Origin of the sequence: Curtobacterium sp. APC 4022 (assembly GCF_030407555.1) — a bacterium.
Classification (GTDB): domain Bacteria; phylum Actinomycetota; class Actinomycetes; order Actinomycetales; family Microbacteriaceae; genus Curtobacterium.
The window spans coordinates 1-25,809 of the sequence record NZ_JASDDD010000024.1 but is presented as its reverse complement, the minus strand read 5'-3'; the positions used below and the strand labels follow the sequence as shown (position 1 = coordinate 25,809).

The following is a 25,809-nucleotide window of genomic DNA, read 5'->3' as shown; positions in this document are numbered from 1 at the left end:
CAACCGACAGAACGCTGTGCTCTGCCGGGGGTCACGGGCAGCCGACGTGCGGCCGTCCGGCGCTACGATCACCGTGTCGTCCGCATGCCCGGTCGACGGCACCACACCCCGGGAGGCCTGCGCTCGATGTCCGACAGCACTGCGTCCTCCGACAGCACTGCGTCCGCGGGCCCGTCGGTCCCCGTCCCGGCCACGCCCGAGCAGCCGACGTCGGTGACGGTCTCCGAGGCCCAGCGCTCCCGGTTCCCGCTCGACACCGTGTACCAGGCCGCGCGGATGTACTACCTCGAGGACGCCACCCAGAACGAGATCGCGACGCGCCTCGGGGTCTCCCGCCCGACGGTGAGCCGGCTGGTGTCCGAGGCCCGTCGCGCCGGACTGGTCCGGATCGAGGTCGTCGACCCCTTCCAGGACGAGACCGTCGCCCTGGCCGAACGACTGCAGGTGGTGCTCGGTCTGCAGGCCGTGCACCTGGCGGCCGTCACGCACGCCGCGACCCTCGGTGTGGACCTGGCCGAGCCGGTCGCCGCCGCGGTGGCGGCGATGGGCCTGGCCCCGGGCGACGCCGTCCTGATGTCGTCCGGCAGCACGGTGCACGCGATCGCGCACGGGGCGATGCCGCCGATGCCGGGCGTGCAGCTCGTCCCGACCGTCGGCGGTCAGGCGGACCCGAACCAGTGGTTCCAGACGAACGAGATCACCCGAGCGGCCGCGGAGCGCTCGGGGGCGATCCCGACCTTCCTGTTCGCGCAGGCCCTGCCGTCGGAGGCGCTGCGGGCCTCCCTGGACGAGGACCCGGCGTTCCAGCACGTCGTCGGGCTCTGGACCCGGGCGAAGGGCGCGATCCTCGGCATCGGTGCGCCGGTCGTGACCCGGGACGCGATGGCCCGCGGGCTGCCGGTCGACGACGACGTCTTCGACCGGGCGACCGGCGACGTCTGCCTCAACTTCACCGGGCCGGACGGGGAGCCGATCGAGTTCCCGGGCAGCGACCGGATGGTGCGGACCTCACGAGAGGTCCTGGCCGCCGTGCCGCACGCGGTCGGCGTCGCCGTCGGTGCGGTCAAGGTGCCGAGCATCATCAGCGCCGTCCGGGGACGTCTGGTGAACGAGCTGGTCACCGACGCGGCGACCGCCCGAGCGCTCCTCGACGCACTGGCCTGACGACGGTCTGCGGCCGTCTGCGGCCGGCTGTCTGCGGTCGTCGCCGGCCGGGAGGCCCGGATCACTCAGCGCGCGTGCCGCACGTCCCACAGGTGGTGGACCGGGTCGTGGGCGTAGTAGACCGCGAGCGTCGCGACCGTGAAGCCGCTGCCGTCGGAGCGCCGTCCGGTGCGGTCGAGCTGGTCGTCACGGACACCGGCGAAGGCCTGCGCGGCCCGACGAGCCGCGGCCTGCAGGTCCTCGGCGACCGTCGCCGGGTCCTGCTCGCCGTACCGGTCGGAGACGGCGGTCGCGTCCTGGTCCCAGTTCGGGAAGAGCGGGTCGTCCTCGGCGAGCATCAGCTCGAGGCGCTCGGTCATCTTCCGGTGCACGTCGCGGACGTGTGCGCCGTACTCCAGCGGTGACCAGGTCGCGTCGTCCGGGCGCTGCCGAACGTCGTCGCGCCGGAGCTGCTCTGGCCACCCGGCGGTGTTCGCGTCGATGAGGTCGGGCACCTCGCGGATCGTCACGGCCGAGCCGTCGAAGCCGCAGTCCGGGCAGGCCGACTCGATGACCCAGGTCCAGTTCTTCGTGTCCGGTTCGATCGCCACGGCGAGAAGTTACCAGGATGTGACCGTCCCGCCCGATCCGCACGGGGCTGCTGATCGGGCATGACCCCCGTCCGGGTGACAGTGGCGAACCTGGCAGTCTCCGCTGGATGACATTGCAGTCGCTCGGTAACGTCGTCGGCTGTTGCTTCCAGGCCGGAACGACCGGCCGAGCGGACCAGAGGAGAGACGGATGGGTTCCGACCCCAGCAGTACCGAGCGCCCCGACATCCGGGAGGACGGGTCACAACGGAGTGACCGGTCGTCCGGGAGGCCCGGGCGCAGGCCTGCTCGTCGCCTCCGCGAGAGCGACGTCACCGTCGTCGACAAGGGCATGATGCGTCGGGCGGTCGGCGGCATGGTGGTCGGCAACACGATGGAGTGGTACGACGTCGGTGTGTACGGCTACCTCGCCGTCACGATGGGCCGCGTCTTCCTGCCGACGGCCGAGCCCGGGGTGCAGGTCCTCTTCAGCCTCGGGGTGTTCGCGGCGACGTACATCGCCCGTCCCCTCGGCGGCATCGTCTTCGGGCGACTCGGGGACCGCATCGGCCGCCAGAAGGTCCTGGCGACGACGCTCATCATGATGGCGGCGTCCACCGTGCTCATCGGTGCGCTACCGGACTTCGCGCTGATCGGCGTCATGGCACCGGTGCTGCTCGTCGTGCTCAAGCTGCTGCAGGGCTTCTCGACCGGCGGTGAGTACGCCGGGGCGACGACCTTCATCACCGAGTACGCCCCGGACCGCCGCCGCGGCTTCTTCGCCAGCTTCCTGGACCTCGGCAGCTACATGGGCTTCGCGCTCGGCGCCTCCGTGGTCACGGTCCTGCAGATCGTCCTCGGTGAGCAGACGATGACCGCGTGGGGCTGGCGGCTGCCGTTCCTGCTCGCCGGCGTGATCGGCGTCGTCGCCGTGTACTTCCGCCTGCGCATCGAGGAGTCCCCGGTGTTCCAGGCCACCCAGGCGGCGCAGGAGGCGTCGACCGAGGCTCGTGCCGACGCCGAGGGCCGACCGGCCACGGTGTTCGCGATGGTCCGGCAGTACTGGCGCCCGATCGTCATCGCCGTGATGCTCGTCGCCGCGTCGAACACGGTCGGCTACGCCCTGACCTCGTACATGCCGACGTACCTCACCGACTCGCTCGGCTACTCCGCCATCGACGGCACCCTGCTGACGATCCCGGTGCTCGTGCTCCTGGCGCTGATGCTCCCGCTGACCGGACGGCTGTCCGACCGACTCGGTCGACGCACGGTGATGTGGATCGGTGCCGCGACGACGATCGTGCTCGTGCTGCCGGCGTTCATGCTCATCGGCCACGGCGAGCAGTGGTCGACGCTGCTCGGTCTGGCGCTGCTCGCACTGATGACCGCGCTCTGGGTGTCGAACCAGGCGGCGTCGCTGCCGGCGCTCTTCCCCACTTCGACGCGGTACGGCGGCATGGGCTTCGCGTACAACATCGCCATCGCTGTCTTCGGTGGGACGACGCCGCTCATCGTGCAGGCGCTCCTCGACGCGACCGGCAACGAGCTGGCACCGGCGTACTTCCTCATGGCGACGAGCGTCCTCGGGGCGGTCGGGGTGTTCTGCATGAAGGAGTCCTCGCAGCGCCCGCTGCCCGGCTCGATGCCCGCCGTGGAGACCCGCGACGAGGCCCGCGAGCTCGTGCGCACGCAGGACACCAACCCCCACCTGGACCTCGGCGACCTGCCGTTCGGGGTCGTGGACGCGGCCACCCCGGTGCCGGCGGGCGAGCGCGGGCGCTGACCCGCGCCTCCCGTCCGCCTCTCCCCGCGGAACACCGGCGTTCGTCCGTCACACCGCGACCTGCGGGTGTTCGACAGACGAACACCGGTGTTTCGCAGCCCCGCGCGCGCTGCGGCGTCACTCGCCGCGCTCGAGTGCCGGCCAGACCGGGAACGGGTCGGCCCAGGACCGCCAGAGGTCCGGGCCGGCCAGCAGTTCCGACGGGGTGATGAGCGCCCCGTCGAGGGCGCGGCTGAGCCGGTCGACGTCGAGCCCCTCGCCGACGAACCAGAGCGCCTGGCCGATCGGGGCGTCCTCGTCCCAGGACGGGTTCGCGGTCGGGTCCAGGGCGAGCATCGCGCCGACGCTCGACCACGAGCCGACGTGGTCCGGTCGCGACGCCAGGCGGAAGAACCCGCGCGACCGCAGCACCCGGCCCTGTGGGCCGGCGACCAGGTCGTGTTCGACGACGTCGGCCAGCCGCGCGGGGTGGAACGGCAGCGGGTCGCGGTAGCGGAAGGCGGTCAGGCCGTCGGTGTGCCGGAACCGGAGGTCGTGGTCGGTCGACAGGGCGAGCATCCAGCCCGCCGCCCCGGCCAGGACGCGCGCGGCGGCACCGTTCGAGGCCGGCAGGTCGTCGGCGCTCCGGAGGCGCACGTCGGCGAGCACGACGGCCTGCGGCGCGCAGCGGTGCACGACGGCGACGAGGGCCCGGCGGCGGGCGACCGGCAGCCGCTCGGTGCCCTGGAGCACGATGACGGTCGCGTACTCGACCAGGGCCGCGAGTCGTTCCGCGGCGACGAAGGCGTCGTCGACGCCGGACCAGAGCAGGTGCTCGACGTCGCCCGCACGGAGGACCGACACCACGTGGTCGATCACCCGGTCGTCCCCGGTCTCGGCGCGGGCCGCGTTCGCGAGCATCATCGCCACCGCCCGGGCGTCACCCCACGCCGGCAGCGTGACGACGAGGGAGTGCCGGGCGTCGGGACCGCAGACCTCGGCCAGGTGGTCCGCCCGGTCCGCGACCGCACGGGCGGCTGCGAGCGCACTGCCCGCGGCGTGCATGCGGTGGCCGTCCGACAGCCGGGAGGCGACGCGTGCGGCATCGGCGTCGTGGAGCGCGGAGACGAGGGTGATCGGGACGGTCGACATGTGCAGTACGGTACATGAAAACCGTTCTCAACAAGGAGGCTCGTGGTGAAGGTCCGCAACTCGCTCAAGGCACTGAAGAAGATCCCCGGTTCGCAGATCGTCCGCCGTCGCGGACGCGTCTACGTCATCAACAAGAAGAACCCGCGCTGGAACACCCGGCAGGGGTGACGTCCGGGTCGATCCGTAGGGTGGGAGGCATGCGACTGCTCCTCGTCCGCCACGGACAGACCCCCGCCAACGTGACCGGCCTGCTCGACGCCGAGGTGCCCGGACCCGGGTTGACCGACCTCGGGCAGGAGCAGGCCGAGGCGCTGCCCGCGGCCCTCGGCGACCGGGGGATCGAGCGGCTCTTCACCTCGTCCATGGTGCGGACGCAGATCACCGCCGCGCCGCTCGCCCGGGCGCTCGGCCTCGAGCCCGTGGTGCTGCCCGGCCTCCGCGAGATCGAGGCCGGCGACCTGCAGGGCAAGCGGGACACCGTGTCGGTGCAGAGCTACCTGGCGGCGGCCTACGCCTGGGCGGCGGGGGACCGCGACGAGCGGATGCCGGGCGCCGAGGACGGGCACGCCTTCTTCGCCCGCTACGACGACGCCGTGCAGCAGATCGAGGCGACCGGGGCCGAGGTTGCGGCGGCGTTCAGCCACGGCGCGGCGATCCGGATCTGGGCCGCGGTGACCGCGCAGAACGTGCCGGCCGACCTCGGTCGGAACCGGCACCTGGAGAACACCGGCGTCGTCGAGCTCGAGGGATCGACCGCGGACGGCTGGCGCCTCGTGGACTGGGCGGGGGAGCCGATCGGCGGCGACGAGCTCACCGACCTGGGCGCGCAGGACCCGACCGGCGAGCGGTTCTGACGGACCCGGCCCGCGCCTCCAGTCCGACCCGCGGTCCTCGCGGTCCCCGCGCGTCCTCGCGTAACGCAACCTGGGCGGCTCCTCGCAGCATGATGTCGCTGCGGAGAACCGCCCAGGTTGCGTCGTGCGGGAGGGGTCAGGCGAGCTGCGACGCGGAGGTCAGCGGCACGATGACGCCGTGCGACTCGCGGAGGACGTCGAGGGTGCGCTGGATCTCGTCCGCGCGCTCCTCGGTCGTCCAGCCGAGGGTCTCGGCCATGACGTCGGCCAGCTCGTCGAGCAGGTCGATCGTGACGCCACCGACGAACGCGAGGTTCGTGCGGCGCAGCACCACGTCGATCAGGTGCACGGCCTGCTCACGCTCGGCGAAGTACCGGACCTCGCCACGGGTGATCGTGCCGTCGGACTCGAGCGGCTCGACCGGTCCGGTGACCAGGACGTCGACGACCTCGGCGGCACGGGTGCCGTAGCGCTCGAGCAGACGGTCGACCGTCTCGGACGCCAGGCCGTCACGGTGGGATTTGATCCACAGCGCACGCTGCCCGTCGGTGGTCGGGAAGTCCTTGCCACCGCCGATCGGCATGCCGGTCGTGTCGACCTTGCGGGTCACGCCGAGCTTCGTCGTGATGTCCGTGGACAGGTGCGCGGCGAGGGCACGGAAGGTCGTCCACTTGCCACCGACGAGCGACAGGACCGTGGCCTTCGGCAGACCCGCGATGGGGGTGTCGACGATCCGGTAGTCACGCGACACGAACCCGGGGGCGGTGTCCTCGTGGCGGGGGAGCGGACGGATGCCCGAGTAGCGGTAGACGATGTGGTCGCGGCCCAGCTCGATCTGCGGGAAGACGTGCTTCACCAGGCCGAAGAAGTAGTCGACCTCTTCCTCGGTGCAGACGGCCGGCTCGGACGGGTCGGCGTCGATGTCGGTCGTGCCGATGAGGACCCGGCCCTTGAGCGGGTAGATGAGGACGATGCGGCCGTCGTTGTTCTCGAAGAACAGCTCGCGGCCCTTCGTCGCCTCGAGGAGCTCGGGGTTGTCGACGACGATGTGCGAGCCCTTGGTGCCGCCCATGTACTTCGTCTCGCCACCGAACGCCTCGTTGGTGAGGTCGGTCCAGGGGCCGGAGGCGTTCACGACGACGTCCGCGGTGAACACGAACTCCTCGCCGGTCTCGCGGTCACGGAGCAGGACGCCACCGTCGCGGCTGCCGGCGGCCTCGACGTAGTTGGTCGCACGGGCGGTCGCGTCGGACCCGGTGCCGGTGCTGGCGGCCAGACCGTCCTTGAGCACGTCGAGCGCCAGGCGCTCCGGCTCGTGGACCGAGGCGTCGTAGTAGGTGCCGGTGTACTTGAGGTCGCGGTTCAGGGCCGGCATGTCCTGCAGCGCGGCCTTCTTGGTGCGGAAGACGTGCTTCGGGACCGAGCCGCCGTCGCGGGAGAACGAGTCGTAGATCGTCATGCCGATCTTGATGAGCATCGCGCCGCGCTCCTTCGTGGAGCGCTGCTTGTGCGTCAGCATGCGCAGCGGGGCGTTCATGATGCCGGAGAAGGTCGAGAAGATCGGCATCGTCGTCTGCAGCGGCTTGACGTAGTGCGGGGCGATGCGGATCAGGCCGTTGCGCTCCTGCACGCTCTCGCGCACCAGGCGGAACTCGCCGTTCTCGAGGTAGCGGATGCCGCCGTGGATCATGTGGCTCGACGCGGCCGAGGCGCCGGAGGCGTAGTCGCCACGCTCGACGAGGGCGACGTCGACGCCCTGCAGGGCGAGGTCGCGGAAGGTGGCGATGCCGTTGATGCCACCACCGACGATGAGGACCTGTGCGTTCGGGCGTCCGGTGAGGGCGGTGACCGTGTTCCTGGGCTGCGTCTTCTTCGACATGGTCGTTCGCATCGCTTTCTGGGGTCGATTCCGTTGGTACTCCATCGATCGTGCGCTCGTCGGAACGCGTGGGCAACCTGCGTGCACGGACGTGCAGAACGGTTGTCGCGCCTGGCGTCCCGTGGTGCGTCTGTGCGGACGGGAGGCGCGGACGGGGTTGCAGAGGTCGTGCACGTCCGTGCATGCTCGGTCCATGAGCGATGCCGCCCAGCCCGTGCGCACCCAGCAGGCCCTGCGGGCCGCACACCTCTACTACCTGCAGGACCTGACGATGGACGCCATCGCCGACGAGCTCGGCACGTCCCGCTCGTCGGTGTCCCGTCTGCTCAAGTACGCGCGGGACACCGGACTCGTCGACATCCAGATCCGCTCGCCCCTCGACCAGGCCGCCGCGCTCAGCCGCAGCATCCGTGCCCGCTTCGGCGTGCACGCCCACGTCGTACCGGTGCCGGACCACACGAGCGACGTCGACCGCCTGGAGCGGGTCGCCCTGTCGGCCGCGCGGATCCTGACGCAGTACATCGAGTCGAACATGGTGATCGGCATCTCGTGGGGGTCGACGGTCAGCGCCGTCAGCCGGTACCTCGTGCCGAAGACCACGCACGGCTCCACGATCGTGCAGGTGAACGGCGCGGCCAACACCCGGACGACGGGCATCGTCTACGCCTCCGAGATCCTCCGGCGGTTCGGCGAGGCCTACGGCGCCCTCGTGCAGCAGTTCCCGGTGCCGGCGTTCTTCGACGACCCCGCCACCAAGGCCGCGCTGTTCCGGGAGCGCTCGATCCGCCGCGTGCTCGACCTGCACGAACGGATGGACGTCGTCGTGTTCGGCGTCGGCGCCCCGCAGGCCCCGGTGCCCTCGCACGTCTACTCCGGCGGGTACCTGGACCCGTCCGACCAGGAGGAGCTCGTCACCGCGCAGGTCGTCGGCGACGTCTCGACCGTCTTCTACCGCGCGGACGGGTCGTGGAAGGACATCGGGGTGAACGCCCGGGCCGGTGCGCCGGACCTCGACACGATCAAGCGGGCACCGCGGCGCATCTGCGTGGTCGCCGGTCGGGGCAAGGCCGCGTCGCTCCGCGGAGCCCTGGCGGCGGGACTCGTGACGGACCTGATCCTCGACGAGAGCGTGGGGCAGGCGATCCTGCAGAACTGACCGGGGGTCCGGATGCCGAACGGGGGAACCCGGGGCCTGTCCCCGCTTCTGGGGCGGACGGACCGGCCAGGATGTCGGTGGCCTGATCTACCGTCGGAGCATGGTGCTCTCTCCCGAAGCCGGTCCGTCCGTCGCCCGCGGATCCGGCAGTGTCGGCCGATCCGGCAGTGTCGGCCGATCCGGCAGCGTCGGCCGATCCGGCAGCGTCGAGCGGCCCCGAGCCGTGCCGCGGCAGGACACCCGCTCCTACCGCCGACTCGCGGGGACCGACATCGACCAGGCCATGGCGTTCTTCACCGCCGACTACGACCTCACGGCCCCGGTCATCCGACGCACCCGCCCGGACACGCTCTGGGACTTCGCCGGGGTCACCGACGAGCGGATGTCGCTCCGGACCTCCCGGTTCGGTGTCGACCTGCGCAGCCAGAGCCAGTCCGACGACGTCATCGTCGCGTGGCTCCGCAGTGGCAGCAGCACCATCACGTTCAAGGGACGCTCCGTCGACCTGGTGCAGGGGGTGCCGATGGTCCTGCCGTCCGAGGTCTACGACCTGCACCACCGTGACATCGGGCTGAACCTCGTGCACCTGGACCGGAAGTTCCTGACCGACCTGGTCGGCGACGAGACCTTCGCGTTCGAACCGCTCGAGCGACCCGACCCCGAGGGACTGCGCGTCTGGCAGGAGACCGTCCGTCGGCACTCGTCGACGTGGCTGCAGGTCGACAACGAGCTCTCCGCCGTCGCCCGCCGGGACATCGCGGAGGCCTTCGCGACCGCCGCCGTCCGGGCGTTCCCGCGACGCAGCACCTGGCGTGCCGCCGTCTCGGGCACCGGACCGGAACACCAGCGCCTGCGTCGTGCGCTCGACTACGTGCACGCCCACGCCCGTGAGCCGATCGGCACCCCGGAGATCGCCGCGGCCGCCGGCCTCAGCCCGCGCGGGTTGCAGCAGTCGCTCCGTCGGCACCTCGACCAGACCCCCGGTGAACTGCTCCGCTCGGTGCGGCTCGACGGTGCGCGCGAGGACCTGCGGCGGGCCGAGCGTGACGAGACCTCGGTGGCGGACATCGCCCGCGGGTGGGGCTTCGGGCACCTCGGCCGGTTCTCGGCCGCGTTCCGGTCCCGCTTCGGCGAGCTGCCGAGCGACACCCTGCGCTCGCGCCTGCGTCGCTGACCGCAGCCGGCCGGCGTGCCGTGCTGCGTTCGGTGGGAGCGGTCTCACGCGCCGCGGTACCGAACACCGTGACACCGAACTCCGTCGAGACGGGTGATCGTTCGGTCTGACCCCAGCCGCGACGAACACGCGGCTGAATGGTGGGACCGAGCAACTGCCCACGAAGGAATCCGTCATGCGCATCGGCGTCCCCACCGAGATCAAGAACAACGAGTTCCGCGTCGCCGCCACCCCCGCCGGGGTCGCCGAGCTGACGATGCACGGCCACTCGGTCCTCGTGCAGGCCGGAGCCGGCACCGGCTCGGCGTTCACGGACCACGAGTACGCCGCGGCCGGTGCCACCGTCATCCCGGACGCGCGCCAGGTCTGGGACCAGGCCGAGATGGTGCTCAAGGTCAAGGAACCCGTGGCGTCCGAGTACCCGCTGATCCGCGAGGGGCAGGTGCTCTTCACCTACCTGCACCTGGCCGCCGACCGCCCGCTGACCTCGGCGCTCGTCGAGTCCGGCGCGACCGCGATCGCCTACGAGACCGTGCAGCTGCCGGACCGGTCGCTGCCGCTGCTGTCGCCGATGTCCGAGATCGCCGGTCGGCTCTCCGCCCAGGTCGGCGCGCACCACCTGATGCGCGCGACCGGCGGTCGAGGCCTGCTCCTCGGCGGCGTCCCGGGCACGCCGAAGGGTCGGGTCGTGGTGATCGGCGGCGGGGTTGCGGGGGAGCACGCGGCGACGATCGCGCTCGGGATGGGTGCCGAGGTGACCGTCTTCGACATCAGCCTGCCGCGCCTCCGGGCCCTCGACGCGCGGTTCGACGGCCGGGTGACGACGCTCCGGTCGAACCCGCTCGCCATCGCCGCGGCCGTGGCGGACGCCGACCTGGTCATCGGGTCGGTGCTGATCCCGGGAGCCTCGGCGCCGAAGCTCGTCACCGACGCGATGGTCGCCGACATGCGAGCCGGTTCGGTGCTGGTCGACATCGCGATCGACCAGGGCGGGTGCTTCGAGGGCTCGCGGCCGACCACGCACGACGACCCGACCTTCCGCGTGCACGACGCCGTGTACTACTGCGTGGCGAACATGCCCGGAGCGGTACCCCGCACCAGCACGATCTCGCTGACGAACGCGACGCTGCCGTACGCCGTGGCCATCGCGGACCAGGGGTGGGAGCGGGCGCTCGACGCGGACCCGGCTCTCGCCCTCGGCCTCAACGTGCACGCGGGGCGGGTCACGAACGAGGCCGTCGCCGCCGCACACGGGTTGGTGGCTGCCGGGCGCTGAGCCTGCCGGGGGCCCGGCGACAGGGCGGGGTGAGGCGCGCCTCCCGACCGTGCCCGGGTCCGACGCCCGCGCCGGGCGTCGGCCCGACCGGGTCAGGCGGCGCGCAGTGCGGCCGGACGTGCCGCCCAGCCGGCCCGCCCACGGGCCACGAGCGTCACCACGACGACCACCACGGTCGCACCGACGGCGGTGACGGCGGTCGGCACCGAGACGAGCGGCCCGTCGAGGCGGGCGACCGCGACCCACGCCAGACCCCAGCCGAGCGACAGGGTCGGCGAGATCCGCCCCCGTCCGGTCACGGCGACGAGGACTCCGACCAGGCCGGCGACCGCCGCGACGACGACGCCCCAGACGTCCTGCCCGAGACCGAACCCGCGGAAGCCCGCTGCTGTCAGGACCGCGGCCGTGTTCGCCGCCGTCGCGACGCACACCCAGCCGAGGTAGAGCCCGAACGTGCCGTCGGTGATGACCGCTTCGAGGCGACCCGACGGCCGCGTGCGCCGGAGCACCACGAAGGCCCAGGCGAGCACGCCGAGCAGCGCGACGATGATCGGTTCGCTCAGCCACAGGTACCCGAACTGCACGGCCAGGATCCACGCCGCGTTGAGCAGCAGGGACAGTGTCGCGGGCACGGCGAGCCGGTCGTGGCGGGCGCGGTCGGCGGTGCGGGGGAGGAACTGCCACACGGCGAACGCGATGAGCCCGACGTAGATGACGCTCCAGATCCCGAACGCCGGGCCGCCCGGGGCGATCGCTGTCGACGAGGCCGACAGTGCTCCGTCCGCTGCCTCGGCGATCGGGGTGCCGCCGGCCGCGCCGGACCCGATGAACGAGCCCACCACAGCGACGACGGCGCTCACCGCGATCACGATCTTCCGCATCCACCGCATGGTCGTTCCTTTCGTCAGCATGCTGAGGACCTGGACGCTACGCCCTCCCGCCGTCGTTCGCCCACCCGTTGCCCAGGGTGCGTACGGTGGTGCCGTGACCGTCGAGTTGAACACCGTGTACGTGGACCGCATCGCTCCGACGGCGAGCCACTCGCTCGACGACAGCTTCCGGATGATCGAGGAGCACGGAGCCTCCGCGTGCATCGTGCTCGACCGGCCGGACGCGGTCGAGCTCGGGGACGTCGCCGTCGCCCTGGGGCTGCACGAGCTGGCGGTCGAGGACTCTGCCGAGGGGCACCAGCGGCCGAAGCTCGAACGGTACGGCTCGACCCTCTTCGCCGTGTTGAAGCCCGCCGTGTACCGCGACGCCGAGGAAGAGGTGGAGTTCGGCGAGGTGCACGCCTTCGTCGGTCAGGACTTCTTCCTGGCCGTCGTGCAGGCCGACCCGCGCGGCCCGGGCACCGTCCCGCGCGCGCTGCAGCGGATGAGCGGCAAGCCCGGCCTGGTCACCGCCGGGTCGCAGGCGCAGCTCTGGGCGCTGATGGACTCGATCGTGGACGACTACCGCCCGGTCATCGACGGCCTGGAAGAGGACATCAACCAGATCGAGGGACAGCTGTTCTCCGGTTCCGCCGGGGTGTCCCGCCGCGTGTACGAACTGTTCGGCGAGGTCGTCGACTTCCAGCGGGCCGCGCGACCGCTCATCCGGATGATCGAGGACCTGCACCGCGGAGCCGAGAAGTACCACCTGCCGGTCGAGCTGCAGCGACGCTTCCGTGACGTGCTGGACCACGCCATCCGGGTCGTCGAGCGCCTGGACACGTTCCGGCAGCTGCTGCAGAACGCGCTGACGGTCGACTCGACCCTGGCCGCGCAGAAGCAGAACGACGACACGAAACGGATCTCCGGCTGGGCGGCGATCCTGTTCGCACCGACCCTCATCGCGGCGATCTACGGCATGAACTTCACACACATGCCCGAGCTGTCGTGGACCTGGGGCTACCCGCTCTCGATCCTGGCGATGGTGCTGTTCGCCGCGGTCCTGTACGCCGTGTTCAAGGCCAAACGCTGGTTCTGAGTGCGCCAGCCGCTGGTTCTGAGTGCGCCAGCCGCTGGTTCTGAGTGCACCAGCGCGTCGGGTTGCGGCGCACCGCCCGGGACCGGGAGGCTCGTCCCCGTCCGTCCGCACCGAGGAGACCCGATGTCGCAGCTCCCCACCGTCCCCGTCCACCTGAGCGCCGGCGGCGTCTCCCTGGTGCTCGACTGCTCGGACGGCCGCCTGCCCGCCGTCGTGCACTGGGGTGCCGCCCTGGGGGAGCTGTCGGACGCCGAACTGACCGCGCTCGCCCAGGCCGACGTCCTGCCGCTGCAGCCGAGCACGCCCGACGTCGCCGTCCGCCTCAGCGTGGTGCCGGAGGCGCACACCGGCTGGATGGGTCGACCGGGCCTCGTCGGACACCGCGACGGCGCCGACTGGTCGCCCGCGTTCACGGTCTCGGACGTCACCCGGACCGGCGACGTGGATGCACTCCAGCGCCTGGTCGTGGACGCCGCGGACGAGGTCGCCGGGCTGGCGCTCCGGATCGAGATCGAGATGCTCGTGTCGGGCCTGGTCCGTCTGCGCGCCGCGGTGACGAACACCGCCGACGGCACCTACACGCTCGACGACCTGACCGTCGCGCTCCCCGTCCCCGGCCGGGCCCGCGAGGTCCTGGACTTCGCCGGGCGCTGGGGCAAGGAGCGCACTCCGCAGCGCCACGAGCTCGTCGTCGGCACCCACCAGCGCGAGGGCCGTCGTGGTCGCACCGGTCCGGACGCCGCCACGGTGCTCAGCGTCGGGACGCCCGGGTTCGGCTTCGCGAGCGGCGAGGTGTGGGGCGTGCACGTCGGCTGGAGCGGCAACCACCGCCACCACGCCGAACGGGTCAGCGACGGACACCAGGTCGTCGGCGGCGGCGAACTGCTCCTGCCCGGCGAGGTCCGGCTCGAGCGCGACGCCACCTACTCCGGCCCGTGGGTGTACGGCGCCTACGGGGAGGGCCTCGACGCGCAGGCCCGCCGCTTCCACGACTGGCTCCGGCAGCGACCGCAGCACCCGAGCCGCCCCCGCCCGATGACGATCAACGTCTGGGAAGCGGTCTACTTCGACCACGACCTGGCGCGCCTGACCGACCTGGCCGACCGTGCAGCACGGATCGGCGTCGAGCGGTTCGTCCTCGACGACGGCTGGTTCCGGGGCCGCCGCGACGACCGTGCGGGCCTGGGGGACTGGTTCGTCGACGAGGACGTGTGGCCGGACGGGCTCGCCCCGCTCGTCGACCACGTCCGGGCGCTCGGCATGGAGTTCGGGCTCTGGTTCGAGCCGGAGATGGTCAACGAGGACAGCGACCTGGCCCGGGAGCACCCGGAGTGGATCATGCAGGCGGACGGTCGGCTGCCGGTCCGGGCCCGCAACCAGCAGGTGCTCGACCTGGCGATCCCGGCGGCGTACGAACACGTCCTGGACCGACTGACCGCGGTGATCGGCGAGGTCGGCGTCGACTACGTCAAGTGGGACCACAACCGCGACCTGGTCGAGGCCGGCACCCGCGGCGCCGGTGCCGCCGTGCACGAGCAGACCCTCGCCGCGTACCGGCTGATGGCGACGTTGAAGGAACGGTTCCCCGCGCTCGAGATCGAGTCGTGCTCGTCCGGTGGCAGCCGCGTCGACCTCGGCGTCATCGAGCACACCGACCGCGTCTGGACGTCGGACTGCATCGACCCGCTCGAGCGGCAGCAGATGAACCGGTGGACCATGCAGCTGCTGCCCGCCGAGATGCTCGGCTCGCACATCGCCAGCGGCACGAACCACACGACCGGACGGCAGCACACGCTGGCCTTCCGCGCCGGCACCGCCCTGTACGGGCACCTCGGCATCGAGTGGGACCTGGCACGGGCGACCGAGGCCGAGGAGCGCGAGCTCACCGAGTGGATCGACACCTACAAGCAGGTCCGGCCGCTGCTGCACGGCGGCGACCTGGTCCGGGTCGACCAGGCGGACGACACGCAGCTGGTCTACGGGTCGGTCGCGCCGGACCGCCGGCAGGCCCTGTTCTTCCTGGCCGTCGTCGGCCGGTCCGAGGTCAGCCCGCGCGGTCGGATCACGTTCCGTGGCCTGGACCCGGAGACCCGGTACCGCGTCGACCCGCTCGTCATCGGCGACGTCCCCGGCCTCGAGCCGGCACCGTGGTGGTCCGGCGACCGCGTCTTCTCGGGCCGCGCGCTCGAGGTGGTCGGCGTCCAGGCCCCGATGACGTTCCCCGAGACGGTGGTGCCGTTCCGCGTGACGGCCGTCTGACCACCAGGCCGGGAGGCCCGGATCACCACCCACAGGTCGGGACCGGTCCGCCGGTGGTGGGCCGGGCCTCCAGATCGTCTCAGCGGAGCGCTCCCACTACGCTTGCCGACATGCCACACAACGGTCACGCCAGCCCGGCCTGGGTGCTGAAACTCGCCGTCGTCACCGCGCTCGTCGGCGTCGCCGGCGGAGCCGCGGGGATCGCCGTGTGGCTCGCGCTCCAGCTCATCCAGTTCGTCGCCTTCGGGTACCCGTTCGCCGGACACCACGAGGCCGCCGACGCGCCCTCCGGGCTGAACCGGTTCCTGGCGGTCCTGGCCGCCGGCGTCCTCACCGCGCTGGCGTGGTGGGCGATCCGACGCTGGGGTCGACCCGTCGTCGGTGTGCCCGCGGCGGTCGGCGGCAAGCGGATGCCGTCGCTGGTGACCCTCGGCAACGCGGGCGTGCAGATCCTGGCGGTCGGGCTCGGTGCCTCGATCGGCAAAGAGGTCGCACCGCGCGAGATCGGTGCCTGGGCCGCCCAGCTGCTGACGGTCCGCGCCGGCCTGAGTCGTCGTGAGACGAAGGTGCTCGTGGCCTGTGGTGCGGCTGCCGGCCTCGCGGCGGTCTACGACGTCCCGCTCGGCGGCGCCCTGTTCGCGGTCGAGGTCCTGCTCGGCGAGCTCACCCTGGCCACCGCGCTGCCCGCGTTCGCGACGAGTGCGGTCGCGGCGTTCGTCGCCCGGCTCGTGATCCCGGACGAGGTGCTCTACCACGTGCCCGCGATGCACCTCTCGCCGTCGTTGCTCGTCTGGGCGGTCGTCGTCGGACCGCTGCTCGGGTTCGCCGGTGTCGGGTTCGTCAAGACCACGAACCGGCTGCAGGGCATCGCCCCGACCGGGTGGAAGCTCCTCGTGGTGCTGCCGGTCGTCTTCGCACTCGTCGGCCTGGTCGCGGTGCCGTTCCCCGAGGTGATGGGCAACGGCCGGGCGCTCGGCATCGCCGCGATGAACGCCGACCTGGACGGCCCGACCCTGCTCGGCATGGCACCACTCCTGGCGTTGCTGGTGCTCGGCCTGCTCAAGACCGTCACGACGGCCGCGACGATCGGCGCCGGTGCGGTCGGTGGCACCCTGACGCCGTCGATCGCGATCGGGTCGGCGCTCGGCGGGTTCCTCGGCGCCGCCTGGCTGCTGCTCTGGCCGGTGGACGGCGGCAGCATCGCCTCGTTCGCGTTCATCGGCGCGGCCGCGTTCCTGGCGACCACCATGCGGGCCCCCTTCACCGCTCTCGTGCTCGTCGTCGAGTTCACGCAGCAGGGGACCGACATCCTCATCCCGTCCCTCCTGGCCGTCAGCGGGTCGGTCGCCGTCGCGTACGTCCTGGCCCGCCGCCGCAGCGCCCAGATGACCTGAGCCGGACCGAGCACACGTTCGGTGGTTAGCATCGGCGCCAGGACGCGGGGCACCAGGCGCCGCGGCGAAGTGAGGAGCCGGTCATGGCGGGGTTCGACGACATCGCGAAGAAGGCCCAGTCCTTCCTGCAGGACGGCAAGGTGCAGGACGCGCTCAAGAGCGAGAAGGCCGAAGGCGTCAGCGACAAGGTGTTCGACGGCGTCGCCGACGCCGTGAAGAAGGCCACCGGCGGCAAGTACGACGACAAGATCGACAAGGCCCGCGACGAGGCCGACAAGCGCATCGGCAACGAGTAGCGCCAGCCGCACGACGACCGCGCGGTGCTGGTCCGACTGGACGTCACCGGGAAGAACGACCACGATTGACGGGTTGTCTCCCGCGAGACGCACAGGAGGGCCAGCACCGTGACGATCGTTGCACCAGCGCCGACGGACGACACCGTCGAACCGCTCACCGAGGACGAGGTCGCCCGCATCCGGGCCGACTTCCCGATCCTGCAGCAAGAGGTGAACGGGCAGCCCCTGGCCTACCTCGACTCCGGGGCCACGGCCGAGCGACCCGTGCAGGTGCTCGACGCCGAGCGACGCTTCCTGGAGCACGACAACGCCGCCGTGCACCGCGGAGCGCACACCCTCGCCGCGCTGAGCACCGACGCCTACGAGGACGCCCGCGCCACGGTCGCCCGGTTCATCGGCGCCACCAGCCCGTCCGAGGTCGTCTGGACGGCGAACGCCACCGACGCGCTGAACACCGTCGCGTACGGCCTCCGCAACGCCAGCGCCGGCCGCGGTGGCCCCGAGGCCGACCGCTTCCGACTCGGTGTCGGGGACGAGATCCTGGTCACCGAGGCCGAGCACCACGCAAACCTCGTGCCGTGGCAGGAGCTCGCCGTGGCCACCGGTGCAACGCTCCGCTGGGTGCCCGTCGACGACGCCGGCTGCTGGACCGCGGCCGACGCCCTCGCGCTGGTCACCGACCGCACCCGGGTCGTCGCGATCTCCCACGTCTCGAACGTCACCGGCATGATCGCCCCCGTCGCCGAGGTCGTCGCCGCCGCGCACGCCGTCGGCGCCCTCGTCGTCCTGGACGCCTGCCAGTCCGCACCGCACCGGCCGCTCGACGTCCGCGCGCTCGACGTCGACTTCGCCGCGTTCTCCGGGCACAAGATGCTCGGTCCGAACGGCATCGGTGTCCTCTGGGGCCGCCAGGAGATGCTCGACGCGCTGCCCCCGTTCCGCACCGGCGGCTCGATGATCACGACCGTGACGATGGAGCACACCGACTTCATGCCGGCCCCCGAGCGCTTCGAGGCCGGCACCCAGCCGGTGTCCCAGGCCGTCGCGCTCGCCGAAGCCGTCCGCTACCTGGAACGGATCGGCATGCGGCGGGTCCAGGCGCACGAGGAGCACCTGGCGCAGCGGATGCTGACCGGCCTGGCCGCCGTGCCGGGAATCACGGTCGTCGGCCCGCCCGCCGGGGTCGCCCGCAGCGGCCTGGCCGCGTTCGTCGTCGACGGGGTGCACGCCCACGACGTGTCGCAGTACCTCGACGCGCAGGGCATCGCCGTCCGCTCGGGCCACCACTGCGCCCAACCGCTGCACCGCCGGCTCGGCCTGACCGCCACCAGCCGGGCGAGCACGTACGTGTACACGACCGAGCAGGACGTCGACCGCTTCGTCACCGCCGTCGCCGAGATCCGCGGGTACTTCGGTGCCGACGCCGAGGACGCCTCGTGAACAGCCTGGACAGCCTGTACCAGCAGGTCATCCTGGACCACGCCAAGGCCCGGCACGGGGACGGCCCGCTCGAGCACGCCGACGCCGAGCACTTCGAGCGGAACCCCACGTGCGGTGACGAGATCACCGTGCGGGTGCGGCTGGAGCCCGGCACCGACCGCATCGCCGAGGTCGCCTGGCAGGGGGACGGTTGCTCGATCTCGATGGCGTCCGCCTCGGTCCTGACCGACATGGCCGTCGGGCGGACGGTGCCGGAGCTGCTGGCGCTGACCGAGGAGTTCCGCACGATGATGCGCTCTCGCGGCGTCGGTGAGCCGGACGAGGACGTGCTCGAGGACCTCGTCGCGTTCCACGGGGTCTCGAAGTTCGTCATGCGGGTGAAGTGCGGGATGCTCGCGTGGGTCGCCGCCGAGACGGCAGCGCAGCAGGCGGTCGCCGCGCGCTGAGCGCCGGCGTGCCGCTCGCCAGCCCGCCGGCGTGCGGGACGGTCGGACCACCGGACGGGAGGCGCGGTGCCAGCTGGCACCGCGCCTCCCGTCCGTCGTCGGTGCGTCCGCGACCGACCTGTTGACACACGTGGTGCAGAGTGCAATCCTCGCCGTGTTGACGTTGCCATCACCGGTGGGGGAACGGTCAGGCTGCGTCGACGACCCCAGGACGACGGCGTCCGGGGTGCTCCGAGGACGGAGCAGGAAGGAACACCATGACCATCCACACCACCACCTCGACGGACGGCAGGGGCCGACCGACACGAGGGCGTCTCCGCCGCATCGCGACCGTCGTCACCGCGGTCTGCGCGGGCGTCACGGCACTCGCCCTCGCGGTCCCGACGACCGCGTCCGCGACACCGGCGTCGACGACCGGCACCTCGGTCTCGGCTGCCCGCCACGGCCACGACGCCCAACCCGACGCCCGGCTCGACCCGACCCGGTTCCACGGCGTGAACTGGGCCGACCCGCGCGACAACTACGTCAACGGACCCGTCGTGCTGTCGGGCCTGTCCACCTCGGACGACTACCGGACCACCTACCGCAAGGCCGACCGCGTCATCCGCGAGTTCCGGAAGGACCTGGGCGCCGACACCGTCCGCCTGCCCGTCAACCCGTACTCCGTCGGCACGACCTGGTGGAACTCCTACCGCGCCGTCATCGACGCCGCCCGGCACCGGGACGTCAAGGTCGTCCTCGGCTACTGGGAGGGCAGCGACGCCAGCAAGGACGGCAAGGTCGACGACCCCGCCGCCTGGTGGGGCATGTGGGACACCCTGACCCGCACGTACAGCCACGACTCCGGCGTGTTCTTCGAGCCGATGAACGAGCCGTTCGGGTACGCCCCGGCCGACTGGGTGCAGCTCGCCACGACGTGGGTGCAGCGCTACACCGCGCAGGGCATCCCGCGGGACCGGGTGTTCGTCAGCGGCACCGGCTACAACGACCACGTCGACGCGATCTGTGCGGCCCCCGCCCTCGACGGCACCTACGTCTCGCAGCACTACTACGGCTACTGGGGCACCCGGGACGCCGCCGAGTGGAAGGCCGACTTCGAGAGCCGACTCGGCGACCAGGCGTGCTCGAACCGGACCGTCCTGGACGAGTTCGGCGTGCCGATGACGACCGGCCTCGACTACCGCGGTTCCGCCACGACCGGCAACGCCGACGCGGACAACTCGGTCGCGTTCCTGCAGACCGTGACGACCGTCGCACGGGAGCGGCACCTCGGCGCGGTCTACTGGCCGGGGCTCCGGACGGACGACACCTACAGCCTCGAGACCGTCCGCGGCTCGGGTCAGAACCTCTCGCTCCGTGTCACGAACGACTCCGGGCTCGCGCTGCTGCACTGGGCGTGGGGTGAGGGGCGCCGGGCGCCCTTCGCGGTTCGCTGAGCCGGGTGCTCGGCGGTCCGGTCCTGCGTGACTGACTGCATGGCTGACGGACGGGAGGCGCGGTACCAGCGGGTGCCGCGCCTCCCGTCCGTCGCGTGCCGGTCCGGCGGGTCGTGCGTCCGGCTGGTCGTGTGTCCGACCGGGCCGGCGTCGCTCGGGTGCAGCAATGCCGTCGGCGATCGGCGATCGGCGATCGGCCATCGGCCATCGCGACCGACGGCGAGCAGCAGCACCTACGATGACGTCGATGAGCGACATGGGAACGGGTGAGCGCGGGGTCGTCGCGGCGATGTGGGTCGCACTCGTCCTGGGCTGCGGGGTCGTCGTCGCGATGCTGTGGTTCGGTGCGTTGCTGGACGTGTTCACCCTCGGGGTGATGCCGACACCGGCCGCGACGGCGAGTGGCCGCGCGAGCCTGAACGCTGCGGCGGTCGTCAGCGTTGCGGCAGCGCTCATCACCGTGGTCCTGGCGGTCGTCCTCCTGCGGCGAGGCGTGCACCGGGTCGGTGCCGCAGTCGCGTTGGTCCTCGCGCTCTGCGCTCCGTGGGTTCCGGTGTGGATCGCGATGAACGGCGTCCTCGCCGGCGAGTGACCGGGCGGGAGGGCAGCGTTACCCTGCAGTCCGTGACGGGTGACGGGACGGGCGAGCGGGTCGTGTTCCTGCACGCCTCGAACCGGAGTCCGGACCGGGCCTGGTCGGCGGTCGGCGAACTGCGCGGTGCGCGGTTCGCGGTGATGCCCGGATACAGCGCGGACGGGCCGGCCACGTTCGACCAGGACCGCTGGGAGGCCCTGCTGCTCGAGGCGTGCGATGCCGGCGCGACCGTGGTGGCGCACTCCTTCGGCGGGCCGGTCGCCATGCGTGCCGCCGCTCGTCGTCCGGACCTGATCCGGGCGCTCGTCCTGTTCGAGCCCGCCGCCTACGCCCTGGCGCGGGGGAACCCGGAGGTCGAGGACCACATCCGTCGGGTGCAACCGGTGCTCGACCGGGCGGCGACGCTCCCGCCGGCGGAGTTCGCCGTGGCCTTCGCGGCGGCACTCGCAGGGCAGACCATCGCACCCCCGACGGACTCGGCCGACCTGCTCGCTGCCGAGCGGCAGCGCCGACTGCCCGGCCCGTGGAGCCTCGATACCCCGGAACGGATCGGTGTACCAACCCTGGTGGTGACGGGCGGGTGGAACGACGAGTACGAGGCCATCGCCTCCCGGATCGTCGGTGCCCGTCACGTGACGCTCGCCGGGCACGGACACCGGCCGCAGGACCATCCCGACGCAGTCGGGGCCGTCCGGGCGTTCCTCGACGAGGTCTGACCCTCAGCCCGCGTCGTCGGCGGCTGCCTGGATCTGGTCCGTGCCGCGGAGCGACCGGACCATGCTTTGCAGGAGGCGCCGGGCGGCCGCTCGGTCGTCCTCGTCCAGGTCACTGAGCATCCGGTCCTCGACCGCACGGACCGCCGCCGTCGCTGCGGCGAGGTCCCGACGTCCGCGCTCCGTGAGCCGCGCCGGCATCACCCGGCCGGAGCGGGCCTCCGACGGGCGGGTGACGACGCCGTCCCGCTCCAGGGTCTGCAGGAGCACGTTCATCGACTGCCGGGTCACGAAGGTGCCGCGGGCGAGCTCGGAGTTCGAAGAGCCCGGACGCTGCGCCAGCAGTTCCAGGCACGAGTAGTGCGTGACGGTCATGCCGAGCGGGCGGAGCACGGCCTCCATCGCGGTGCGGAGTGCGGTCGCGGTCTCCTTGAGCAGGTAGCCGATCGAGTTCGGCAGGTCGATGCCGGGTCCGTCTTGACTCATGTCAGCAGTCTGACATACGCTCCCAGATGTCAGACAACTGACATCGACACGAGGAGCACCCATGCCCGTCACCGGCCCCGACTTCGTCTCCCTGCAGGTCCGCGACCTCGACGCCTCGCAGGCGTTCTACGAGCGCTACCTCGGCCTGGTCCGCTCACCCGCCGGACCTCCGCACGCCGTCGTCTTCACCACGACGCCGATCGCTTTCGCGCTGCGGGACGTCGTCCCCGGCATCGACCTCGACGCCGCCGACCAGCCCGGTGTCGGCGTTGCACTCTGGTTGCACGGCACCGAGGTGCAGGCGATGCACGACGCCCTGCAGGCCGACGGGCACCGCATCGTCGCGAGCCCGATCGATGGGCCGTTCGGGCGGACGTTCACGTTCGCCGACCCGGACGGGTACCACGTGACGGTGCACGACCGGGCGTGAGTCTGGGGAGGGTCAGTCTGCGCGGGCCGGGTCGCTGCCCGGGCCGGTGGTGGCATGCGGCGTCAGGTCTGTGACGAGCGGTCACCATAGTGAGGACTGCCAGATCGAGCCGAACGTCCAGCTGCTGACACCGACCCACCCCACTGATCCGGAGCTGCGCCGCGACAAGGTCGAAGCAGCCCTCCCGATCAGCATCGGGAACGACGTGTGGCTTGGAGGCGGTGTCATCGTCGGCCCCGGCGTGAGTATCGACGGCGACAGCGGCGCCGGCGCCAGCGCCGGCTCCGTCGTCGTCCATGACCTGGTTCTGATCGGTCGAACTGACCCGCACGAGGCGACCGCTTGCGTCCTGTGTTGCGTCATGTCTGGACCTCCGCACAGATCTGTGGCAGAAGGGGTCAAGCGGACTCTAGAACCACGTGGACAGGGCTCTCGACTGCCTGTCGCGCTGGAGCATACCCCAAGGCAGCACCCGTGCCGGCGTAAGCAGAAGAGGTGGGCGTTCGGCAAGAGGTGTGAGTCGGTCCAACGCTAGGAGGTTGATTCCGCCCGTCGCGCGACAGGATGCTTTCGGACCCTTGTTCCTAGTTCGGGCTCCGGCTGTTGCAGCGAATCGAACTCGCAGCGGCCACGTCACCCGCCTGCGAAAACGATTCATACTCACTAGGGTTGACGCATGAGTGAAGTGACGTTTCTTAATCAGCGGGAACCGATTGATGAGCCTGGTCGGGCCCTGGCGGCGGTTGGCCGGTCGGTCTTGCGCGCGCTCTTGGACTCTCTCAGCGCGGCCGATCTCACTGACCTGAACGCCACCGCGGGTGAAGTGACGATGCGCCAACTGGCGAAAGTTGGTCGCATCGACCGAGACAAGGGGATGCAAGGAGACGGCTTCGAGTGGGCTGTTCACGAGGCCATCGTCGGAGGCGAGCTGAAGGTCACGGAGCCAATCGCTGCCGCCTTAGCCAAAGCGTCGCCGTCGTTCAGGTCGATGAGTGATCCCACTTCGCTTCTCTTCGGGTACGAGCGTGCAAAGTACCTAGGTTTCCTAGAGGCAACGGTTAAGGCGGCAGGTAATCAGGCGGTGCTTCTGCCTGACGGCCAGGGCCATCCGTTTGCGTTCGGACCTTGGGTTTCGGTCGCTGCGGAAGGCAAAGCTGCCGAGGCCAAGCTCAAGGACCGCATCAAGAGTGTATGGAAGACCGATATCTTCCTCAGTGACCAAGATGAGATGCGCTATGCGGCGGCGACGATCAAAAGTAATCACGCGTTGCTTGAAACGGGTCCGGGCCTTCGGCTTGGTATTGTCCCGGAAGCTACCAACCTGAAGGCAGGAACGCGCCGCCGAGACGGTCTTTGGCTGGCAGTGCTACCCGACCGGGATGGATTTATGGCCTTGTTCCACGATGGGTTCCAGGCCGTAGCTGAGGCCATGGATACCTTAGGAAAGATGAGCAGGGGGAAATATTACGCCAAGCCGTCGGTGGCTGGTCAAAAGATGCAGGCACAATTGGAAAAATACCCCACCGCTAAAGTGGTCGATATTGTTGCCGCGCTTGATGAAATTGCGCAACAGCAGCTCATTGGGGTGAGTACGAAGTTAGTCTCGGTCGAGGCCCCCGATTGGCTTCTTTTGAAGGAAAAGGCTCCGAAGGTGATCACCGCTAAGCCGTCGTTCGAGCCACTCTGATCTCAATCCCGCCAGCTTGAAGGGCGCGCCCCGTTCCCCTAAAGGATGGCTTGGCGTCCCTGGCGGCAACGTATGGAGGGCGATCACGAAGTGGTCAACTGATTTGGCATGGAATGTGACATAAGAGACCGATATCGGCGGGAGCAGCAACGGCCGGCAACCCCGAGGGGTTGCCGGCTGTTCGCCGTAGGTGGGGCAGTGGAGTCAGCGTGCGGCGCCGTCGACGAGTTGCGTAGTGGCTTTCTGCGCGATGGGTATTACTACCTTTCGGTAGGGGAGCACACGTCCACTGTGGCATAGGTTGTTTGGTTGAGTGAAGCGTTACGGTGCATCACTCCGGTGCGCGGTAAGGCAGAATGGTTGCGATGACGAAGAGCGCACCTGTTCCCTCCGGATACCCGGCTGCTTTGGCCGACCTGAAGCAGCAGGTGAGGAATGCACGCTTCACGGCGCAGCGGCGTGTGAATACAGAGCTGGTGCGTCTGTACTGGGGGATTGGGTCCACCATCCTGCAGCGGCAAGAGCAGGAGGGGTGGGGAACGAACGTCATCGGCCGGCTTGCCGAAGATCTCCGTGCAGAGTTCCCGGAGATGAAGGGCTTCTCGCGCGCGAATCTCTTCTACATGCGCCGGGTCGCTGCCGCGTGGCCGGACGAGGAAGTTGTCCAACAGCTTGTTGGACAACTCCCATGGGGGCACATCACGGTGCTGCTCGACCGTCTCGACGACCAGGAATCCCGCGAATGGTACGCCGCGCAGGCCGTGCGCCATGGGTGGTCTCGAAACGTCCTCGAGTACCACATCCGCACAGACGCCCACAGCCGGCTCGAAGCGGCGCCGTCGAACTTCGCGGCGACGTTGCCTGCGGGGGAGTCGGATCTGGCGCAGCAGATCACGAAGGACCCGTACGTCCTCGACTTCCTCGCCCTCGATGGCGATGCGAAGGAGCGGCAGCTCGAGCAGGCGCTGGTCGATCGGATCATCGACACGCTGCGGGAACTGGGGGAGGGGTTCGCCTTCGTGGGCCGGCAGGTGCACTTCGACGTCGACGGGGACGACTTCTTCGTCGACCTGCTCTTCTTCCACGTCGAGCAACTCCGCTACGTCGTCATCGAGCTGAAGACCGGCAAGTTCAAGCCGGAGTACCTCGGCCAGCTCGGCTTCTACGTTGCCCTCGTCGACGACAAGCTCCGCCGCATCCAGCACGCCGACACCGTCGGACTGCTCCTCGTCACGGACAAGAACGACGCCGTCGTCCGGTACTCGCTCGGCGCCCAGCAGACACCGATCGGCGTCGCCAGCTACGACCTCCTCCCCCCGGCAGTGCAGGCGGCGCTGCCCTCGGAAGCGGACCTGGTGCAGGCCCTCGAGCAGCCGGACAACGACACGTTGTCGGCCTGACCAGCCGCGCGTGATGGTTCTGACCAGCAGGCGCGTCTAGTTGAAGCTTCCCCAGTACAGCGAGCCGTCCGGCCGCGCCGGCGACCTGGGTGGCGGGCGTCTGTGAAACTCCGCGCGACGTCACAGTCACCCCAAAGCGCACACCGTTGCTGGTACCGGGGGCAGCGCGTACCGTGACGCGTGCCTGGCCTCGTGCCCCCCAACGATTCCAGGTGACGCCGCTCGAATAGCCCCCAATTTCGCTCGAGCGGCGGCACCTGGAATCGTTGGGGG

24 protein-coding genes and 1 pseudogene are annotated in these 25,809 nt (G+C 70.8%); 20 read left to right on the top strand and 5 right to left on the bottom strand.

Annotated features, from left to right (window positions below; translation table 11 throughout):
• The first annotated feature begins 126 nt into the window (after positions 1–126).
• Positions 127–1,164 (top strand): sugar-binding domain-containing protein, encoded by a 1,038-nt coding sequence (locus tag QL987_RS09455; protein WP_290157379.1) that lies wholly within the window; start codon positions 127–129, stop codon positions 1,162–1,164.
• Positions 1,165–1,229: 65 nt separating this feature from the next.
• Here the strand turns inward: QL987_RS09455 and QL987_RS09450 are convergent, their stop codons facing one another.
• Positions 1,230–1,754 carry a DinB family protein gene (locus tag QL987_RS09450; RefSeq protein ID WP_290157378.1) on the bottom strand — a complete coding sequence of 175 codons (525 nt, stop codon included), beginning with the start codon at positions 1,752–1,754 and terminating at the stop codon, positions 1,230–1,232.
• 190 nt (positions 1,755–1,944) lie between these two features.
• Between QL987_RS09450 and QL987_RS09445 the strand changes: the two genes are divergently transcribed.
• Positions 1,945–3,516 carry an MFS transporter gene (locus tag QL987_RS09445; RefSeq protein WP_290157376.1) on the top strand — a complete coding sequence of 524 codons (1,572 nt, stop codon included), beginning with the start codon at positions 1,945–1,947 and terminating at the stop codon, positions 3,514–3,516.
• 117 nt (positions 3,517–3,633) lie between these two features.
• Here the strand turns inward: QL987_RS09445 and QL987_RS09440 are convergent, their stop codons facing one another.
• Complete coding sequence (locus QL987_RS09440) at positions 3,634–4,647, bottom strand: GTP-binding protein (RefSeq protein WP_290157375.1); 1,014 nt, start codon at positions 4,645–4,647, stop codon at positions 3,634–3,636.
• A gap of 45 nt (positions 4,648–4,692) precedes the next feature.
• On the opposite strand from QL987_RS09440, the gene ykgO reads away from it, so the two are divergent.
• Together ykgO and QL987_RS09430 are read left to right on the top strand one after the other, a co-directional pair.
• A complete protein-coding gene (ykgO, locus tag QL987_RS09435; RefSeq protein WP_111074819.1) occupies positions 4,693–4,815 on the top strand; it encodes a type B 50S ribosomal protein L36 in 123 nt (40 codons plus the stop codon).
• A 29-nt stretch (positions 4,816–4,844) separates the two neighbouring features.
• Positions 4,845–5,501, top strand: coding sequence for a histidine phosphatase family protein (locus QL987_RS09430; RefSeq protein ID WP_290157373.1), 657 nt, complete (start codon positions 4,845–4,847; stop codon positions 5,499–5,501).
• A gap of 136 nt (positions 5,502–5,637) precedes the next feature.
• Here the strand turns inward: QL987_RS09430 and QL987_RS09425 are convergent, their stop codons facing one another.
• Positions 5,638–7,380, bottom strand: coding sequence for a glycerol-3-phosphate dehydrogenase/oxidase (locus QL987_RS09425; protein ID WP_290157372.1), 1,743 nt, complete (start codon positions 7,378–7,380; stop codon positions 5,638–5,640).
• 193 nt (positions 7,381–7,573) lie between these two features.
• On the opposite strand from QL987_RS09425, the gene QL987_RS09420 reads away from it, so the two are divergent.
• The 3 genes from QL987_RS09420 to ald all read left to right on the top strand — a co-directional run bounded on the left by QL987_RS09420 (position 7,574) and on the right by ald (position 10,986).
• Complete coding sequence (locus tag QL987_RS09420) at positions 7,574–8,536, top strand: sugar-binding domain-containing protein (RefSeq protein WP_111074730.1); 963 nt, start codon at positions 7,574–7,576, stop codon at positions 8,534–8,536.
• 100 nt (positions 8,537–8,636) lie between these two features.
• Positions 8,637–9,710 carry a helix-turn-helix domain-containing protein gene (locus tag QL987_RS09415; RefSeq protein WP_290157371.1) on the top strand — a complete coding sequence of 358 codons (1,074 nt, stop codon included), beginning with the start codon at positions 8,637–8,639 and terminating at the stop codon, positions 9,708–9,710.
• Positions 9,711–9,885: 175 nt separating this feature from the next.
• On the top strand, positions 9,886–10,986 hold the full coding sequence (gene ald / locus QL987_RS09410) for an alanine dehydrogenase (RefSeq protein WP_290157369.1): 1,101 nt from the start codon (positions 9,886–9,888) through the stop codon (positions 10,984–10,986).
• Positions 10,987–11,078: 92 nt separating this feature from the next.
• On the opposite strand, the gene QL987_RS09405 is transcribed toward ald, so the two are convergent.
• A complete protein-coding gene (locus QL987_RS09405; RefSeq protein WP_290157368.1) occupies positions 11,079–11,897 on the bottom strand; it encodes a tryptophan-rich sensory protein in 819 nt (272 codons plus the stop codon).
• A 73-nt stretch (positions 11,898–11,970) separates the two neighbouring features.
• Between QL987_RS09405 and QL987_RS09400 the strand changes: the two genes are divergently transcribed.
• The 9 genes from QL987_RS09400 (at position 11,971) to QL987_RS09360 (ending at position 21,536) form a co-directional block, all read left to right on the top strand.
• Positions 11,971–12,954, top strand: coding sequence for a magnesium and cobalt transport protein CorA (locus QL987_RS09400; RefSeq protein ID WP_253464013.1), 984 nt, complete (start codon positions 11,971–11,973; stop codon positions 12,952–12,954).
• A 123-nt stretch (positions 12,955–13,077) separates the two neighbouring features.
• Positions 13,078–15,213 (top strand): alpha-galactosidase, encoded by a 2,136-nt coding sequence (locus tag QL987_RS09395; protein WP_290157365.1) that lies wholly within the window; start codon positions 13,078–13,080, stop codon positions 15,211–15,213.
• Positions 15,214–15,323: 110 nt separating this feature from the next.
• Positions 15,324–16,607 carry a chloride channel protein gene (locus QL987_RS09390; protein ID WP_290157363.1) on the top strand — a complete coding sequence of 428 codons (1,284 nt, stop codon included), beginning with the start codon at positions 15,324–15,326 and terminating at the stop codon, positions 16,605–16,607.
• A gap of 83 nt (positions 16,608–16,690) precedes the next feature.
• Complete coding sequence (locus tag QL987_RS09385) at positions 16,691–16,903, top strand: antitoxin (RefSeq protein ID WP_111074725.1); 213 nt, start codon at positions 16,691–16,693, stop codon at positions 16,901–16,903.
• Positions 16,904–17,011: 108 nt separating this feature from the next.
• On the top strand, positions 17,012–18,343 hold the full coding sequence (locus QL987_RS09380) for a SufS family cysteine desulfurase (protein ID WP_290157360.1): 1,332 nt from the start codon (positions 17,012–17,014) through the stop codon (positions 18,341–18,343).
• Positions 18,340–18,789, top strand: coding sequence for a Fe-S cluster assembly sulfur transfer protein SufU (gene sufU / locus QL987_RS09375; protein WP_221851407.1), 450 nt, complete (start codon positions 18,340–18,342; stop codon positions 18,787–18,789). The genes QL987_RS09380 and sufU overlap by 4 nt, the downstream gene beginning before the upstream one ends.
• Positions 18,790–19,046: 257 nt before the next feature.
• Positions 19,047–20,225, top strand: a complete 1,179-nt coding sequence (locus QL987_RS09370) for a cellulase family glycosylhydrolase (protein WP_290157358.1) — start codon at positions 19,047–19,049, stop codon at positions 20,223–20,225.
• Positions 20,226–20,472: 247 nt separating this feature from the next.
• The gene (locus QL987_RS09365) at positions 20,473–20,817 is read left to right on the top strand and encodes a hypothetical protein (RefSeq protein ID WP_290157357.1); all 345 of its coding nucleotides are present in this window, start codon (positions 20,473–20,475) and stop codon (positions 20,815–20,817) included.
• A 32-nt stretch (positions 20,818–20,849) separates the two neighbouring features.
• Positions 20,850–21,536 (top strand): alpha/beta hydrolase, encoded by a 687-nt coding sequence (locus QL987_RS09360; protein WP_290157356.1) that lies wholly within the window; start codon positions 20,850–20,852, stop codon positions 21,534–21,536.
• A 3-nt stretch (positions 21,537–21,539) separates the two neighbouring features.
• On the opposite strand, the gene QL987_RS09355 is transcribed toward QL987_RS09360, so the two are convergent.
• Complete coding sequence (locus QL987_RS09355; RefSeq protein ID WP_290157355.1) at positions 21,540–22,019, bottom strand: MarR family transcriptional regulator; 480 nt, start codon at positions 22,017–22,019, stop codon at positions 21,540–21,542.
• Positions 22,020–22,080: 61 nt separating this feature from the next.
• Between QL987_RS09355 and QL987_RS09350 the strand changes: the two genes are divergently transcribed.
• The 4 genes and pseudogenes from QL987_RS09350 to QL987_RS09335 all read left to right on the top strand — a co-directional run bounded on the left by QL987_RS09350 (position 22,081) and on the right by QL987_RS09335 (position 25,536).
• On the top strand, positions 22,081–22,449 hold the full coding sequence (locus tag QL987_RS09350; protein WP_290157354.1) for a VOC family protein: 369 nt from the start codon (positions 22,081–22,083) through the stop codon (positions 22,447–22,449).
• 91 nt (positions 22,450–22,540) lie between these two features.
• Positions 22,541–22,753, top strand: a pseudogene (locus tag QL987_RS09345) (sugar O-acetyltransferase); the annotation flags it as partial.
• Positions 22,754–23,125: 372 nt separating this feature from the next.
• Positions 23,126–24,136: a hypothetical protein gene (locus QL987_RS09340; RefSeq protein ID WP_290157353.1), complete on the top strand. Its 1,011-nt coding sequence runs from the start codon at positions 23,126–23,128 to the stop codon at positions 24,134–24,136.
• A gap of 365 nt (positions 24,137–24,501) precedes the next feature.
• On the top strand, positions 24,502–25,536 hold the full coding sequence (locus QL987_RS09335) for a PDDEXK nuclease domain-containing protein (protein ID WP_290157352.1): 1,035 nt from the start codon (positions 24,502–24,504) through the stop codon (positions 25,534–25,536).
• The last annotated feature ends 273 nt before the right edge of the window (positions 25,537–25,809 follow it).